This window comes from Sporosarcina obsidiansis (assembly GCF_009651005.1).
In the GTDB taxonomy this organism is placed as follows: Bacteria; Bacillota; Bacilli; order Bacillales_A; family Planococcaceae; genus Sporosarcina; species Sporosarcina obsidiansis.
Genome location: NZ_WHVW01000004.1, coordinates 55738 through 70477, shown reverse-complemented (window position 1 = coordinate 70477; position 14740 = coordinate 55738). Strand labels below are relative to the sequence as shown.

Sequence of the window (14740 nt, the reverse complement as noted above, 5' to 3'; positions counted from 1 at the left end):
CTTTCTATATAATTCAAAAACAGATGTTCTTCTTTGTAGTTTACCACGAAAAAGTTGGAAAATAAAAACGTTGCCCCTGTAAAAAAGGACAACGTACGGATTATTCTACTGAAAGTATATATGGATAAAGTGGCTGTTTCCCAGCGTATAATTCTACATCTACATAATCGAATTGGTCTTCAATATAAGCACCAATCTTTTCTGCTTCATCTGAAGATACCTCTTCCCCATAAATGACCGTGACAATTTCATCGTCCTCATCGATCATAGAGGCTAACAAGCGCTTCGTTACGCCATCCAATGAAGGGTCTGAGCTAGTGATTTTCCCTTGGGCAATACCCATAAAATCATCTTTCTTAATCGAAATGCCATCTATGGTCGTATCACGCACTGCATATGTGACTTGACCCGTCTTAATAGAAGAGGCAGCTTCCTGCATAGCCTGCGCATTTTTCTTAACTGTCGCTTCCGGGTTGAAAGCTAAGATAGCTGCTAACCCTTCTGGCACAGATCGAGTCGGTACTACTTCCGCTTCAATTTCCAATACCTCTGCAGCCTGTTCAGCCGCCATGATGATATTTTTATTATTGGGCAAAATCAGTACTTTTTCTGCTCCAATTTCTTGTATTGCCTTGACGATATCTTCTGTAGATGGATTCATCGTCTGGCCGCCTTCGATCACAGCAGAAGCACCGATGCTCTTTAATAGTTCAGCGATTCCTGTACCCATCGAGACCGTAACAATGGCATACTTATGCTGCTGTTTAGGTGTGGCCGATGGAATGCTATCACGGTCCATGATTTCACTGTGCTGTTCGCGCATATTCTCTATTTTCATCCTAGTTAACGCCCCATATTTTTGCCCATATGATAACGCGTTTCCTGGTTCTTCTGTGTGAATATGTACTTTTACTACTTCATCGTCAGAAATGACAAGCAATGAATCACCCAGCTCACTCAAGTCTTGACGGAACGTTTCTTCATCGAAAGGCTGCTCAAGAAGTTTGGCAGAATCCAATTTCACCATAAATTCTGTACAATATCCAAAAACGATGTCTTCTGTATTCATAAAGCTTTGCACACTTCGATGATGTTCGGTCTTCACAAGATCATCCATATTATGCACAACCGTCTTTTCAGGTAAATCTTCACCCTTCAAGCAAGCTAAAAAGCCTTCATAGACATATACTAGGCCTTGTCCTCCACTGTCCACAACCCCTACTTCTTTTAATACAGGCAATAATTCAGGCGTTCTTTTTAATGATGCTTTTGCTTCTTCCACAATGAGCTCCAGTAATGCGGCTAGATCCGTTACAGTTTCCTGATGTGAAACCGCTGCATTGGCTGCATCTTTTGCTACAGTTAAAATCGTTCCTTCTACTGGCTTCATGACTGCTTTATAGGCAGTTTCAACACCGTATTGCAGAGCTTCTGCAAATTGCTGTACATTGACCTGCTCTTCATTCTCAATTTGCTTGCTAAACCCTCTAAATAACTGTGACAGAATCACGCCTGAGTTACCTCGGGCACCCATCAACAAACCTTTAGAAAAAGCTTGCGCGGTCAAACCGATATGTTCCTGCGCATTCCGTTCCGTTTCACGCGCACCGGAAGTCATGGATAAATTCATATTCGTTCCCGTATCGCCGTCTGGCACAGGGAACACATTTAAAGAATCCACATAATCCGCATTTTGGTGAAGGTGATGTGCACCCATTTCCACCATCTTCGCAAATTGTAATCCATTAATTGAACTCATTAACTAAAAGGCCTCCTTCTACACGTTCGTAACCCGAACTCCCTGAACAAAAATATTTACCGAACTTACTGCGAGACCTAACGTTTTCTTCACTGTATATTGTACTTTTGATTGTACTTGATAGGCCACCTCAGTAATTTTCGTACCATAGCTCACAATGACATACATATCGATATGGAATGCATCTCCTTCGTTACGTACAACTACCCCGCGAGCAAAGTTTTCTTTTCGGAGAATTTCTGTAAGTCCGTCACGAATTTGATGTTGTGAAGCCATTCCTACAATTCCGTAACACTCGATAGCCGCCTCTCCGACCACTTGGGCAATTACGTCATTCGTTATATCAATGGTTCCATGTTCATTTTTCAGTTCGATTGACATTCCCTTCTCCTCCCAACTCTAATCACACTTCATACCTACATTATACGGAAAATCATCAAGAAAGAAAGTATTGTTGTCGCTGAAATATAGTGTAAAGGAAAAAAGCTTGAAGGTAACCTAAAAAATTGTTGCATCAAACAAGCGCTTATGATAAAGTACTATGGTATGCGAATTGTAACGTGAATCGCTAAATAATTCACGAGGAGGTACTAAAATGGCTAAACAATGTGTTATCACTGGACGTAAAGCTCGTTCTGGAAACTCTCGTTCACACGCTATGAATTCAAGCAAACGCACTTGGGGCGCAAACCTTCAAAAAGTTAGAATCTTAGTAGATGGAAAACCTAAACGTGTTTGGGTATCTGCAAGAGCTTTGAAATCAGGCAAAGTAGAACGAGTATAATAATCAAATGCTGAAGACGGCGTCTAGCCGCGACAGGCACTGGAGGGCCAGAAAAGTAAGGCGGGTTTTTGCCTTACTCTTCTGGCCTGAAGTGTCCCGAGCGGCTGCCGTCTGAAGCTGGATGTAATCAAATGCTAAAAGCGCCGGGTAGCCTCGAAAGACGTTGGTCGACTAAGATCGCCGCGTCCTGCGGCAACGTCGGCACTAGTACATCCTGTACGTCGAAGACTTACCATAAAGGCGCTTTTTGCCTTTCTTCAAAAAAACACAAGGCGCCTACATTAGGCACCTTGTGTTTTTTCTTTCTTACGTTTCTTCGACTTGCTAACTTTGCTATTGGCAGCGACTGTTGATTTTGCACGGCCGTCCTTCTGGAACGCGACTGCGCACTTTCTAACGATATTGCTGACAAATTTCGGCAACGTAAATGTATATACTCGCAAATCCCCACTCCTTTCAGGAATCTGAACTCCTTACCATTAAGCATATGCCGTCTCGGAAAGAGATAGTACAAACATCTGCAACCGTTTCATTACTTGTGAATCGCGTCATACCAATTTCTAGTCTCTCGTTAACCGTTTCATATTTAAAACCGGTCAATGTCAACCCTGTTACGACAGGGCCAAATGAGAAAAAAGAAGTATAAGGATAACGCGTATCTTTCTTTACACGTCTTACACCAGGTAGCATCACACGAATATCATTGGTCGTATTGTGAATTTTAAATTTCACTCCACGATGGGCAGATTGGACCGTATACAATAAATGCAGAGCAGATTGTAAATGATCCAATCGTCCGCCTGTCACACCTGTCAGCACAATATAATCCGGCTCATAGGTCAACGCACGCTGCACAGCCAATTCTGTATCGGTTTCATCTTTTTTTTCATTTACGCGATGTACCACTTCCACAGATGAAGCAATTTTTCCAAATTCATCTGGAGAAACTGAATCAAAATCACCAACAGCCTCCTGGGGTTGAATTCCTTTTTCTAATAAATAAAGTGCACCCCTGTCGACTCCGATGTACACGGTATCCTCTTGATTGTATTCTTCCAAGTCTACAACTTCTTCAATGGGACCTGCTGCACAAATGATGGCGTATTTCATTTTCTCATCACACTTTCACCTGCTGATTTAATAGCTTGCAGTGCCTGCGCTCGGTTTTCTTGATTGTAAATAGCAGAACCTGCAACGAAAATCGTAGCTCCTGCTTCCACACATGGCTTAATCGTCTTTTCATTGATACCCCCATCAATTTCAATCTCAATCGACAGACCGCGCTCTGCAATCATGTCTGACAATTGCTTGACTTTGGGAATGACAGTTTCAATGAACGACTGTCCACCGAACCCTGGATTGACCGTCATGAACAAGACCATGTCCACATCTTCCAAAACATGTACAATTTGCTCAACAGGTGTATGAGGGTTCAGCACCACTCCCGGCTTAGCTCCTGTTGATTTAATCAATTGTAACGTTCTGTGTAAGTGGCGGCACGCTTCCACATGCACCGTAATATAGTCCGCACCTGCTTTAGCGAAGCTTTCGATGTATGCATCGGGATTCTCAATCATTAAATGAACGTCTAGCGGTAAAGTGGTTAGAGGGCGCAACGCTTCCACTACAATCGGACCCATTGTAATATTCGGTACAAAATGTCCGTCCATTACATCAATATGAATCAGGTCGGCTCCTGCTTGTTCGACTTCCTTTACTTCTTCTCCTAGCTTGGAAAAGTCAGCTGCTAAAATAGATGGCGCAATTTTTATCATTATGAATACCTCGGCTTTCGATCCGTAATTTCTTGTAAGAACAGCAAGTAATTCTTGTAACGCCCCTCAGAGATCGTGCCCTCTTCCACTTGTGCCTTGACGGCGCAGCCAGGTTCTTTTACATGAAGGCAGCCTCTGAACTTGCATCCAGCACCTGCTTCTCTAATCTCTACAAAATAATCTCGTAATTCTTCCCGGTCAATATGTTCGAAATCCAATGAACTAAAGCCAGGCGTATCCGCTACCAATCCCTTTGCAATTTCGATCAGTTCTACATGGCGAGTCGTATGCTTTCCTCGCCCCAGTGCATCTGAAATTTCACCAGTTTTCAAGTCCAACTCTGGAAGAATCGTATTCAATAAAGTCGATTTCCCAACACCGGACTGTCCTGCAAGTACCGTTGTTTTTTCGCTTATATATGGACGCAAGACTTCTAATAAAGACTCTTCAGGACTACTATTTCGTAACACTGTATAGCCAATATTTTGATAGTAGGCCAAATTCGCTTCATTATTTTCTACTGTCTGCTTGTCTGCTAAATCTTCTTTGGATACGTAAATGATCGGTTCCAACTGATGCGATTCAATAACTGTGAGAAAACGATCTAGCAAACGAAGGCTCATATCTGGTTCAACCACAGAAAATACTAGAAGAACCTGATCTACATTCGCTATTGGCGGTCTGACGAGCTCACTTTTTCGAGGATGAACATCTGTGATGGTAGCATCATTCTCACCATCGGGTACATACGTGACAAGATCACCTACGAGTGGGTTGATCCCCTTTAAACGAAATATTCCTCGACTTTTACATTGAATCAATTCTCCATCATGCTCCACATAATAGAAGCCACTAATCGCTTTCCGGATTTGGCCTTCCGCCATCGAACTCCTCCTCTAATTCAATTCTTTATAGTTAAATTTATCTTCTTCTATAACCGTTTGATCTCGTAGAATTTTATAGCCGCCCCTTTGTCCTTCCTCTAGTTCGATCGTGATTTTACGTGGCGTATCTTCCGTAATTTCAAACTCTTCGACAGGATCATTCATAGAATGCTTTCGATCTTGTATATAAATTTGAATTTTCTGGGGTTGTGGTTCAATTACTTCTCCCCACTCATTTTCTTCTTCACGATATTCGTAGGGGATGGTAACGGTCTTCACTACCAGCTTGACTGGCTTGGAAGGAGCTCCTTTTGATAATACGACATCTACACGTTCCCCTTTATCCATCTTCGTACCTTTAGACGGCTTTTGGGAAATCACACGTCCTTTTTCGACTTTTTCAGAGTGTTCTTCACTGACAATGTGAATATACAATCCTGAACTTTTTGCATAACTTTCTAACTGTGGTTGCGTCATGCCGCTCAAATCTTGTAAAGACTGCAACTCTTTTCCTTTACTAACGGTAAAGACCAGATCAGTTTCTTCAGGTACAACTTCTTCATCAGCTTCAGGTTGCTGTCCAATGATTGTTCCTTTTGGCTCGTCTGAATACTCTTCTACAGGTTCGATTGACTTAAATCCATAGCTATCCAAAAATTGCGCAGTCGCTTCATAATTACGGCCTGTATAGTCTAGCAATTTCATTAGATCTTTGCCTGTACTGACAAACAGTTTAATGCCGTCTCCTTCTTTACGCTTTTTCCCAGCTTCTGGAACTGTCTTAATTACCTGTCCTGCGGTAAACTCATCAGAAGTTTCTTCAAAACGTTCATCAATGACAAAACCTTCTTTTTCAAGAATCTCAGTAGCAGATAATTCTTCCTCACCTACTACATCAGGTACGCTAATTTCTTTTGGTTTCAACCACATCGTGAACATCACGGCAAGTAAGGCAATGACAAGAAAGCTGATCCCTACAATAAGCGGCCACTTTTTCTTTTTCTTTTCCTTTTTCTTTTCAACCGGAGGAACTGGTTCAACTATAGGCGATTCGTGTTTCACAGTATTTTCTAAATGATCGAATTTCGGAACATCTTTGACAATTGGAATCGCTACCGTTCGATCGTCATCAAAAGGCAAGGTGAATTTCTGTTCTTGTGCACGCTCTGATGAAAAAACGGTCAAAAGATCTTCATACATTTCATCAGCAGATGCATATCGGTAATTGGCATCTTTTGCTGTCGCTTTCAGGATGACATTCTCTACACTTTGAGGAATTTCAGGCAGTTGCGCCCTTACTGAAGGTGTTTCTTCCTGCAAATGTTTTAACGCAATCGCTACAGCAGTTTCCGCAGAAAAAGGGAGTTTCCCAGTTAATAATTCATAAAAAACGATGCCAAGTGAATAAATATCTGAACGCTTTGTTGCCATCCCCCCCCTTGCTTGCTCAGGAGACAAATAATGAACCGTTCCAATCACTGAATTTGTTTTCGTATGAGCAGTGGAATTGAGTGCCATCGCGATTCCAAAGTCGGTAATTTTTACATCATCTTCACCATTCATTAGAACATTTTGTGGTTTAATATCGCGATGGATGATCCCATTATGATGTGCATGAGAAATTGCAGAAACTAATTGTTGCATAATAGACACTGCATGTTCTGCAGGTAATGCCCCATGCGTGTGAATATATTCTTTTAATGTGCGGCCAGGTATGTATTCCATCACTAAATAATGGAGTTCGTCTTCTTGGCCTACATCAAATATGTTAACAATATGAGGGTGAGTTAAACTTGTAGCTGAAAGTGCTTCACGTTGAAAACGTCTTTTTAATTCATCTTCATTGGCAAAGTCATAGTGTAATACTTTAATTGCCACATCCCGATCGAGAATCATATCATGAGCTAAATAAACTCGTGACATCCCCCCATCACCGATCACACGGATAATCTCATAGCGTTTCCCAATCCGTTTACCGATCATGTAGGAATCACCTCGATTTCAGGGATCTCTAGCAAGATCACGGTAATATTATCTTCGCCACCACGTTCATTCGCCATGTTCACAAAAGTATCCACTTTCTCTGCTAACGAAATCGGCTGCAGAATAATGTCCAACATCATTTCTTTTTCCAGTTTATTACTCAATCCATCTGTACAAAGCAACAAGTATGATTGAGATGGCAATGGGATCGTATAAAGATCAGGCACAATCGATTTTTCGGATCCTACTGCTTTCATAATCCAATTTCTCTGCGGATGAACTTCTGCTTCCTGTTCGGTAATTTCGCCACTTTCAATGAGTACATTGACAAATGAATGATCCTTTGTAATTTGCTGAATTGCTTTCCCCGTCACTTGATAAATACGACTATCTCCCACGTGAAAAACTAAACACTGATCACGTAGAATTAACGCAATATCAAGCGTCGTCCCCATTCCTTTAAAACTTTCATCTTCTTGAGCCGTCGTATATAAAAACAGATTTACATCAACTATCGTATCGTATAGTAAATCATACCAGTCCTGCTTTGTCTCGACGTCAGCACCTGCAGACATGAATTGTTCTCCAATTATCCGTACCGCAGTGGCACTCGCAAAGTCGCCACCTTTATGCCCTCCCATACCGTCCGCAATCACAGCAAGTACCGTATTGTTTTCAGGATGAACGAACACAGCCGCTTCATCTTCATTCACTGTTCGTTTCCGACCCGTGTCTGAGCGGATTTCATATTTCATAAGCCAACCCCCGTTCCTATCTATCAGGTCAGTTGTTTCTTTGCAAAGCTGCTACAAAGAAGCCGTCACTTTCGTATTGATGAGGTAATATTTGTAAGTATTTATTATCATTTGTTTGATCAATCAACTGTAAAGGAGCCAATTCAAAGTCTGGATTCTCTTGTAAAAACCATTCGATGACCGCTTCATTTTCTGTTTTATCAATTGTACACGTACTATATACTATACGGCCGCCTTTTTTTACTAACTGGCTGGCGACACGCAACAGATCCTTTTGAATGACCGATAGATTCTCGATATCTGATATTGTTTTTTTATATTTAATTTCTGGTTTTCTCCGAATAACGCCTAATCCGCTGCAAGGAGCATCCACCAGAACACGGTCAAACGATTGCGGCTCATATGTCTTCAGTAACTCTCTGCTGTCTCCGCTATTTGTCTGAATAGAAGTTAAACCAAGTCGCTGTGCATTTTGCTCGATTAAACGTAACTTATGCGGGTGAAGATCATGTGCTTGAACTTCTCCATCATCTTTCAAACACTCTGCAATCTGCGTCGTTTTACCTCCGGGTGCTGCACACATATCGAGAACTTTCATCCCAGGTTCTACTTCTAAAGCTAACGCTGGTAACATGGAGCTTTCATCTTGAACAGTCAGCAATCCTTGTTTATAGGCTTCCGTCGAGGCTAAATTACCTGATTGAACTTGAATGCTTTGGGCAGTCATATTACCTGGCGTTGCCTGTACGTCTTCCTTCTTAAGCAAGCCAATGACTTCGCCTCTGTTCGTTTTCGTTGAATTAATCCGCGCGGTTGTGATAGGTGGAAGATTATTTACCACTGCAATAGCCGTCGCTTCTTCCATGCCATACTGTTCTATCCATCTTCGAATCAGCCATTCAGGGTGGCTTGTTTCAATTGACAAACGGGTAATTGGATCTCCAATTTCATCTAGAGAAGGTACACCTTCACGTAAAATAGAACGCAATATTCCATTCACCATCGACGAAACACCTTTATGCCCACGCTTATTTGCGATTTTCACTGCCTCATTCACAACAGCATGCGGGGGGATCTTGGACAAATAGATGATTTGATAAACGGACATTCGCAATAATTGACGAACCCACGGCTGCAATTTCCCACGAATAAAAGGAGCCAGATAATAATCCAATGTCATTTGCTGCTGCAACGTCCCATAAGTCAATTCCGTTAATAACGCCCGATCCTTTTGAGGGAGATCGTATAACTCAATCGTTTTATGCAACAATAAATTACTGAATGCTTGCTCGTTTTCGATATCCATCAAAATAGACAGTGCAGCATCACGTACATTTCCACGCCAAATTTTCTTTTTATAATGTGTCATTCAAACTGGTCTCCCACTTGCCATTTAGATCCGATTCCATTCAAGAAAACGCTGGCAGTCATTCGTTTTTTCCCAGCAGGCTGCAGGTCGGTAATTGCAAACGTGCCGTCACCTGTTTGGACGGTGATTCGGTCTTTCTCTAGCTTAACAATTTCACCAGGTACTGCATTAGATGATGGATCTTCAATACGTCCCCACCAAATTTTCACTTGATCGCCTGCAAATTTTGTATAGGCTACGGGCCATGGATGCAGCCCTCTCACCTGGTTATAAATAGAACGAGCAGAACACGTCCAGTCAATTCGTTCTTGCTCTCTGGAAATATTCTTTGCAAAAGTTACTTGTGACTCATCTTGAACAGTACGTTCATTCGTTCCTTCCACAATGGCAGGCAATGTCTCTTTTAGTAAAGACGTTCCGGCACTAGATAACTTTGTGAACATGCTACCTGTATCATCATCTTCTTTGATTGGTATTGTGACCTGTGAAATGATGTCACCTGCATCCAATTTTTCCGCCATATACATAATCGTGACACCTGTTTTAGTTTCTCCATCCATCACAGCTTGATGAATCGGTGCACCGCCACGATACTTCGGCAATAATGAAGCATGGACATTAATACAGCCAAGCTTTGGGGCATCCAATAATTCTTTGGGAAGCAATTGGCCAAAAGCCGCGGTAATAATTAAGTCTGGTTCCAAATCAATAATTTCCTTGAGTTCAGCAGAACCTTTCAGCTTTTCCGGCTGAATAACAGGCAAACCAAGACGCAATGCCTCCTCCTTTACAGGTGGCGGCGTCAGCACTTTCTTGCGGCCCACTGGGCGATCGGGTTGTGTTACAACTGCCAATATGTCGTAGCCTTCTTCTTGTAACATCGCCAAGACAGGTACGGAGAATTGAGGCGTGCCCATAAAAATAATTTTCGTCATTCGTCGTCCTCCTCTTCTTCAAATTCAGAAGGATCTACAATTCGTTGTATTTTCTTATCGAATAAAATTCCGTTCAAATGATCGATTTCATGCAAAATAGCACGCGCTTCATAACCTTCCGCTTCTAACTCATACAACTTACCATCGCGTTCTTGTGCTTCTATACGTACAAAGAAAGGCCGTTCCACTTCACCGAACAATCCGGGAAAACTTAAACAGCCTTCCACATCCACTTCTGAACCTCCCGTGGCAGTCACAACAGGATTGATCATCTCAATTACATCTTGTTCTTCATCAAAATCCACAATTGCTACTCGTATCGACTTTCCAATTTGCGGAGCGGCGATACCTACCCCATCGTTCTCCATCATCGTTTCATGCATATCATCGAGTAACGTCCCCAGCTTTTTATCAAACACCGTAACTTCTTCACAGGGAGTAGTCAAGATAGGTGATGGGTGCTTTACAATTTCTAATATCGTCAACATAATTCCTCATTTCTTAAACTGAAAAATTGTTCTTTAAAAGTGTGGCTCATCGCCAAAATATGTGCTTGAAAACATACGTAGTGAGTGTTCCGGGATTAAAGGAAATGATGTGCTCCTATCGCTTCGCTTTACTCGCAAAAGCCGTTCTTCGTGACAGCTCTCGCTCCAATCCTACTTATAAAACTGTAACTAAAGGATTTCCGTTTCAGGCGGTGACTCCTGCGGGAATAGCGAGACAGCTGAGACCCTGGACGTAGCGCAGCGGAGGAAGCGGCTCAGCCTCGCCCTAGGAAAGTGTCCACCTGGAACGGAAATCCCTGCGCTATTTACCTGTCGTATGTTTATATTAGTATTGAATAAGTTTAAAAAATCGCAGTAGGCTCACGGTTGATGGACATGACTAGGCCATCTTTTGCCCAGTTCGTTTTATAATGTTTCAGCAACTGCTGCAATACGGGTATGAGCGCTGGTTCTTGTTTGTATTTTACCAAACATTGATAACGATATCTATTGTTGAGACGGCTTATCGCAGCTGCTGTCGGTCCGATTATGAAAGAAGAAGGAGACAGTCGTTCTGCCATGAAACTCGTACCTTTCTGCGCATAATCAGCAGCTTTCAATACATCTTCATGGCTAAAATGCACAACCGTTACATAATAATATGGCGGATAACCAAGCTGTCTTCTCCTTGCTAGCTCCAACTCGTAAAACGGCTCAAATTCCTGAGTTTTCGATAACTCAATCGCATAATGCTCCGGGTCATACGTTTGAATATAAACTTCACCAGGCAACTGATCCCGCCCCGCTCTACCGCTAACTTGTGTGAGCAGCTGAAACGTTTTTTCTGCCGCTCGAAAATCAGCTAAATGGAGTGATGTATCGGCAGCCAGTACACCAACAAGCGTAATCCGAGGAAAATCCAGCCCTTTCGCAATCATTTGCGTGCCAAGTAATATATCCGCTTTTCCTTCTCCGAAATCATATAATAATCGCTCATGGGCTCCTTTTGTCCTCGTAGTATCCACATCCATCCGAATCACTCGTGCTTCCGGTACAATCTTAGCCAGTTCTTCTTGCGCTTTTTGCGTACCCGTTCCGAAAAAACGTATATGCTCACTCGTGCATTCCGGACATTCTAGCGGCACAGGTTGCTCATGGCCACAATAATGACATTTCAGACTTTCAGTAGATCGATGATAGGTCAATGAAATATCGCAATTCGGGCATTCTACTACCGTACCGCAATCACGACACAACACAAAACTAGAGAATCCCCTTTTATTCAGTAGTAGAACGATTTGTTCTTTACGTTCCAGGCGTTCACGCATCGCTTCTGCCAATCCTAAGGAAAACATCGAACGGTTTCCCGCCTTCAATTCCTCACGCATATCAATAATCTGGACGCTCGGTAACGCCTGCTGTTTTGCACGTTTAGTTAACGTTAATAACGTATAGACATCTTTCGTAGCTCGAGCATAGGATTCTAAAGAAGGGGTGGCACTTCCTAATATGACTGGACATTGATGATACTCAGCACGCCAAATGGCTACATCCCGAGCGTGATACCGTGGAGATTCTTCTTGCTTATAAGTGGCTTCATGCTCTTCATCTAAAATGAGCAGACCTAAATTGGTAAATGGAGCAAATACAGCAGAGCGCGCACCAATGGCCACTTTTACTTCCCCACGATGAATACGCCGCCATTCATCATATTTTTCACCAGAGGACAATCCGCTATGCAACACAGCTACCAATTCACCGAACCTCGCTTTAAATCTTGCGGTCATTTGCGGAGTCAATGAAATTTCAGGTACCAGGACAATGGCTTCTTTCCCTTGTTTCAATACATGATCAATTGCCTGCAAATAGATTTCCGTCTTCCCGCTACCGGTTACACCGTGCAGCAAAAACGTTTCGGCCTGCTGACGGTCACTAGCTTGTTCAATCGCTGCCAATGCCACTTGTTGCTCGTCTGTTAGCTGTTCAGGCTTACCGTTATCTCGCATTTTAGGTGCATCGAGCTCACGATACACTTCTACCTGCGACTGTTCGATGATTTGTTTATCGAGCAACGTTTTTAATACGCTAGCATTCACACCTGATTGATTTAGAATTTCACTAGCTTCTAAAGAGCTGGAAGGATGAAGAATCAACCAGCGTAATAATTCAGCTTGTTTCTTCGCATTCGGATGTGTATCCGCCAAAGCCGCTTCCAAATGCTCCGTATCAGGAATATGAATCATCCGTACTTTTTTCATCTTCGTTTTCTGTTGAACGGCTGTATCAATTTGGACGATTCCCTCTTTACTGTATTTCTTTGCTCCGCTCAATAATCCCGCATCTTGTAGCTGCTTCAATGTCACTTGTTCGCGATTCCCTAAAAATTTTCGGAATGCTTCATCCAACTGCTCCAATTTAATCACGCGCATAATTTTCTCATACTTCGCCCGCATGGCTGCCGGTAGCATTACTTGTAGCGCATCTATTTCGTAAGCAATTGTTTCTGCTGCCATCCATCGTGACAATTCTAACAATTCCGCTGACAAAACTGGCTCTAAATCTAGTATCTCCAATACTGGCTTGATCTTGTCAGATTCCAGTTCGCTTTCCGTTTTAATCCCTGTTACATATCCAATGACCTTGCGAGGACCAAACGGCACTTTCACTCTCACTCCTGGCTCCATCACGCTTTCCCATTCTACTGGAACTGCATAGTCAAATGGACGGTCAATCGGATAAGCAGCCACATCGACGATGACTTCAGCGATCATGTAGCTTACTGCTTTCTTGTTGAAGAATCGTTTCAAATAAACAAGTCGCTAATTGTTCCTTAGGCATAGCAGAAAATGGAATGGCCTCGCCCTCTCTTGAAAGCAACGTCACGACATTCGTATCACTGCCGAATCCACCACTTGGATCCGTCACGTCATTCACAATAATATAATCCAAATTTTTAGATTCTAATTTCTTTTCTCCATAAGCAATGACATCCATCGTTTCAGCCGCAAATCCAATCAATAATTGCTGTTCTTTACGCTTTCCTAACGATTTCAGGATATCCGTTGTACGCTCTAGCTCCAGCACGTCGTCGCCTTCTTTTTTCTTCATTTTCTGGGCATGAACTGATTTAGGACGATAATCTGCAACTGCAGCAGATTTCACGACGATATTTGCATCATCATACTGACTGAGCATCGCATCATACATTTCAGCAGCACTCTCGACACGAATGATTTGTACGCCTGTAGGGATCGGCAATTCAACAGGACCCGAAATGAGCACCGTTTCTGCCCCTAGTTTTTGAGCAGCTGCTGCCATTGCGTAGCCCATTTTGCCACTTGAGAAATTAGAAATGTAGCGTACCGGATCGATTCGTTCACGTGTCGGCCCCGCAGTGATCACTACTTTTTTACCTTTTAATGGTTGATCGTTCATTTCATTAAAATATTGACAAACTAGTTCGGTAATCCGCTCAGGTTCTTCCAAACGACCTTTGCCTACATAACCACACGCCAAAAATCCTTCTGACGGTTCGATAAAGCGATAGCCATCTAAATAAAGTCGCTCGATATTTCTTACAACAGCTGGATGGGAATACATATGTACATTCATAGCAGGCGCAATCCAGACATCAGCCTCGGTAGCTAGCAAGATCGTAGTGACCATATCATCTGCAATTCCGTTTGCCAGCTTCCCAATGACATTAGCCGTTGCAGGAGCTACTACAACCAAATCCGCCCAATCTGCTAAATCGATATGCGCAATCACACGGGAGTCTTTTTCGTCAAATGTATCGAAGTAGACATCATTTTTAGACATTACTTGAAATGATAGTGGTTGCACAAATTCCTTAGCAGAATCAGTCATGACCACTTTCACAGTAGCTCCTGCTTGCGATAACTTACTAACTAGCGCTACTGCTTTATAGACAGCAATTCCACCTGTCACACAAAGCAAAATGTTTTTATTTTCTATCATAGGGGGTCCCTACTCCTTTCAAAAAATAAC

14 protein-coding genes are annotated in these 14740 nt (G+C 42.5%); 1 reads left to right on the top strand and 13 read right to left on the bottom strand.

What is annotated here, in order from left to right; all coding sequences use genetic code 11:
• Nucleotides 1–100: 100 nt before the first annotated feature.
• Both GD002_RS04995 and GD002_RS04990 read right to left on the bottom strand, forming a co-directional pair.
• Nucleotides 101–1759 (bottom strand): DAK2 domain-containing protein, encoded by a 1659-nt coding sequence (locus GD002_RS04995; RefSeq protein WP_153731247.1) that lies wholly within the window; start codon nucleotides 1757–1759, stop codon nucleotides 101–103.
• Nucleotides 1760–1777: 18 nt separating this feature from the next.
• On the bottom strand, nucleotides 1778–2140 hold the full coding sequence (locus tag GD002_RS04990) for an Asp23/Gls24 family envelope stress response protein (protein ID WP_153731246.1): 363 nt from the start codon (nucleotides 2138–2140) through the stop codon (nucleotides 1778–1780).
• A gap of 214 nt (nucleotides 2141–2354) precedes the next feature.
• Between GD002_RS04990 and rpmB the strand changes: the two genes are divergently transcribed.
• Nucleotides 2355–2543, top strand: a complete 189-nt coding sequence (rpmB, locus tag GD002_RS04985; protein WP_153731245.1) for a 50S ribosomal protein L28 — start codon at nucleotides 2355–2357, stop codon at nucleotides 2541–2543.
• Nucleotides 2544–2824: 281 nt separating this feature from the next.
• Here the strand turns inward: rpmB and spoVM are convergent, their stop codons facing one another.
• From spoVM to coaBC, 11 genes are all read right to left on the bottom strand, one after another.
• Entirely contained in the window at nucleotides 2825–2986 is a 162-nt protein-coding gene (spoVM, locus tag GD002_RS04980) for a stage V sporulation protein SpoVM (RefSeq protein ID WP_153731244.1), read from the bottom strand.
• A gap of 13 nt (nucleotides 2987–2999) precedes the next feature.
• The gene (locus GD002_RS04975; RefSeq protein ID WP_153731243.1) at nucleotides 3000–3653 is read right to left on the bottom strand and encodes a thiamine diphosphokinase; all 654 of its coding nucleotides are present in this window, start codon (nucleotides 3651–3653) and stop codon (nucleotides 3000–3002) included.
• Nucleotides 3650–4318 (bottom strand): ribulose-phosphate 3-epimerase, encoded by a 669-nt coding sequence (gene rpe, locus GD002_RS04970; RefSeq protein WP_153731242.1) that lies wholly within the window; start codon nucleotides 4316–4318, stop codon nucleotides 3650–3652. Before rpe ends, GD002_RS04975 begins: the two co-directional genes overlap by 4 nt.
• A complete protein-coding gene (gene rsgA, locus GD002_RS04965; RefSeq protein WP_153731241.1) occupies nucleotides 4318–5202 on the bottom strand; it encodes a ribosome small subunit-dependent GTPase A in 885 nt (294 codons plus the stop codon). The genes rpe and rsgA overlap by 1 nt, the downstream gene beginning before the upstream one ends.
• Nucleotides 5203–5214: 12 nt before the next feature.
• Nucleotides 5215–7185, bottom strand: a complete 1971-nt coding sequence (pknB, locus tag GD002_RS04960; protein ID WP_153731240.1) for a Stk1 family PASTA domain-containing Ser/Thr kinase — start codon at nucleotides 7183–7185, stop codon at nucleotides 5215–5217.
• The gene (locus GD002_RS04955; protein WP_153731239.1) at nucleotides 7182–7940 is read right to left on the bottom strand and encodes a Stp1/IreP family PP2C-type Ser/Thr phosphatase; all 759 of its coding nucleotides are present in this window, start codon (nucleotides 7938–7940) and stop codon (nucleotides 7182–7184) included. The genes pknB and GD002_RS04955 overlap by 4 nt, the downstream gene beginning before the upstream one ends.
• 28 nt (nucleotides 7941–7968) lie before the next feature.
• Nucleotides 7969–9309, bottom strand: a complete 1341-nt coding sequence (gene rsmB / locus GD002_RS04950; protein ID WP_153731238.1) for a 16S rRNA (cytosine(967)-C(5))-methyltransferase RsmB — start codon at nucleotides 9307–9309, stop codon at nucleotides 7969–7971.
• Nucleotides 9306–10244 carry a methionyl-tRNA formyltransferase gene (gene fmt, locus GD002_RS04945; protein ID WP_153731237.1) on the bottom strand — a complete coding sequence of 313 codons (939 nt, stop codon included), beginning with the start codon at nucleotides 10242–10244 and terminating at the stop codon, nucleotides 9306–9308. The genes rsmB and fmt overlap by 4 nt, the downstream gene beginning before the upstream one ends.
• Entirely contained in the window at nucleotides 10241–10729 is a 489-nt protein-coding gene (def, locus tag GD002_RS04940) for a peptide deformylase (protein WP_153731236.1), read from the bottom strand. Before def ends, fmt begins: the two co-directional genes overlap by 4 nt.
• A gap of 365 nt (nucleotides 10730–11094) precedes the next feature.
• Nucleotides 11095–13503, bottom strand: a complete 2409-nt coding sequence (gene priA / locus GD002_RS04935) for a primosomal protein N' (protein WP_153731235.1) — start codon at nucleotides 13501–13503, stop codon at nucleotides 11095–11097.
• Nucleotides 13493–14710, bottom strand: coding sequence for a bifunctional phosphopantothenoylcysteine decarboxylase/phosphopantothenate--cysteine ligase CoaBC (gene coaBC, locus GD002_RS04930; RefSeq protein ID WP_153731234.1), 1218 nt, complete (start codon nucleotides 14708–14710; stop codon nucleotides 13493–13495). The genes priA and coaBC overlap by 11 nt, the downstream gene beginning before the upstream one ends.
• Nucleotides 14711–14740: the final 30 nt, after the last annotated feature.

Bases quoted from the DNA above. Each gene is read 5' to 3' on its own strand.
- rpe (WP_153731242.1), bottom strand. From the start codon at position 4,318: ATGATAAAAATTGCGCCATCTATTTTAGCAGCTGACTTTTCCAAGCTA.
- rsgA (WP_153731241.1), bottom strand. From the start codon at position 5,202: ATGGCGGAAGGCCAAATCCGGAAAGCGATTAGTGGCTTCTATTATGTG.
- coaBC (WP_153731234.1), bottom strand. From the start codon at position 14,710: ATGATAGAAAATAAAAACATTTTGCTTTGTGTGACAGGTGGAATTGCT.
- GD002_RS04990 (WP_153731246.1), bottom strand. From the start codon at position 2,140: ATGTCAATCGAACTGAAAAATGAACATGGAACCATTGATATAACGAAT.
- GD002_RS04955 (WP_153731239.1), bottom strand. From the start codon at position 7,940: ATGAAATATGAAATCCGCTCAGACACGGGTCGGAAACGAACAGTGAAT.
- rpmB (WP_153731245.1), top strand. From the start codon at position 2,355: ATGGCTAAACAATGTGTTATCACTGGACGTAAAGCTCGTTCTGGAAAC.
- GD002_RS04975 (WP_153731243.1), bottom strand. From the start codon at position 3,653: ATGAAATACGCCATCATTTGTGCAGCAGGTCCCATTGAAGAAGTTGTA.
- pknB (WP_153731240.1), bottom strand. From the start codon at position 7,185: ATGATCGGTAAACGGATTGGGAAACGCTATGAGATTATCCGTGTGATC.
- priA (WP_153731235.1), bottom strand. From the start codon at position 13,503: ATGATCGCTGAAGTCATCGTCGATGTGGCTGCTTATCCGATTGACCGT.
- GD002_RS04995 (WP_153731247.1), bottom strand. From the start codon at position 1,759: ATGAGTTCAATTAATGGATTACAATTTGCGAAGATGGTGGAAATGGGT.
- fmt (WP_153731237.1), bottom strand. From the start codon at position 10,244: ATGACGAAAATTATTTTTATGGGCACGCCTCAATTCTCCGTACCTGTC.
- rsmB (WP_153731238.1), bottom strand. From the start codon at position 9,309: ATGACACATTATAAAAAGAAAATTTGGCGTGGAAATGTACGTGATGCT.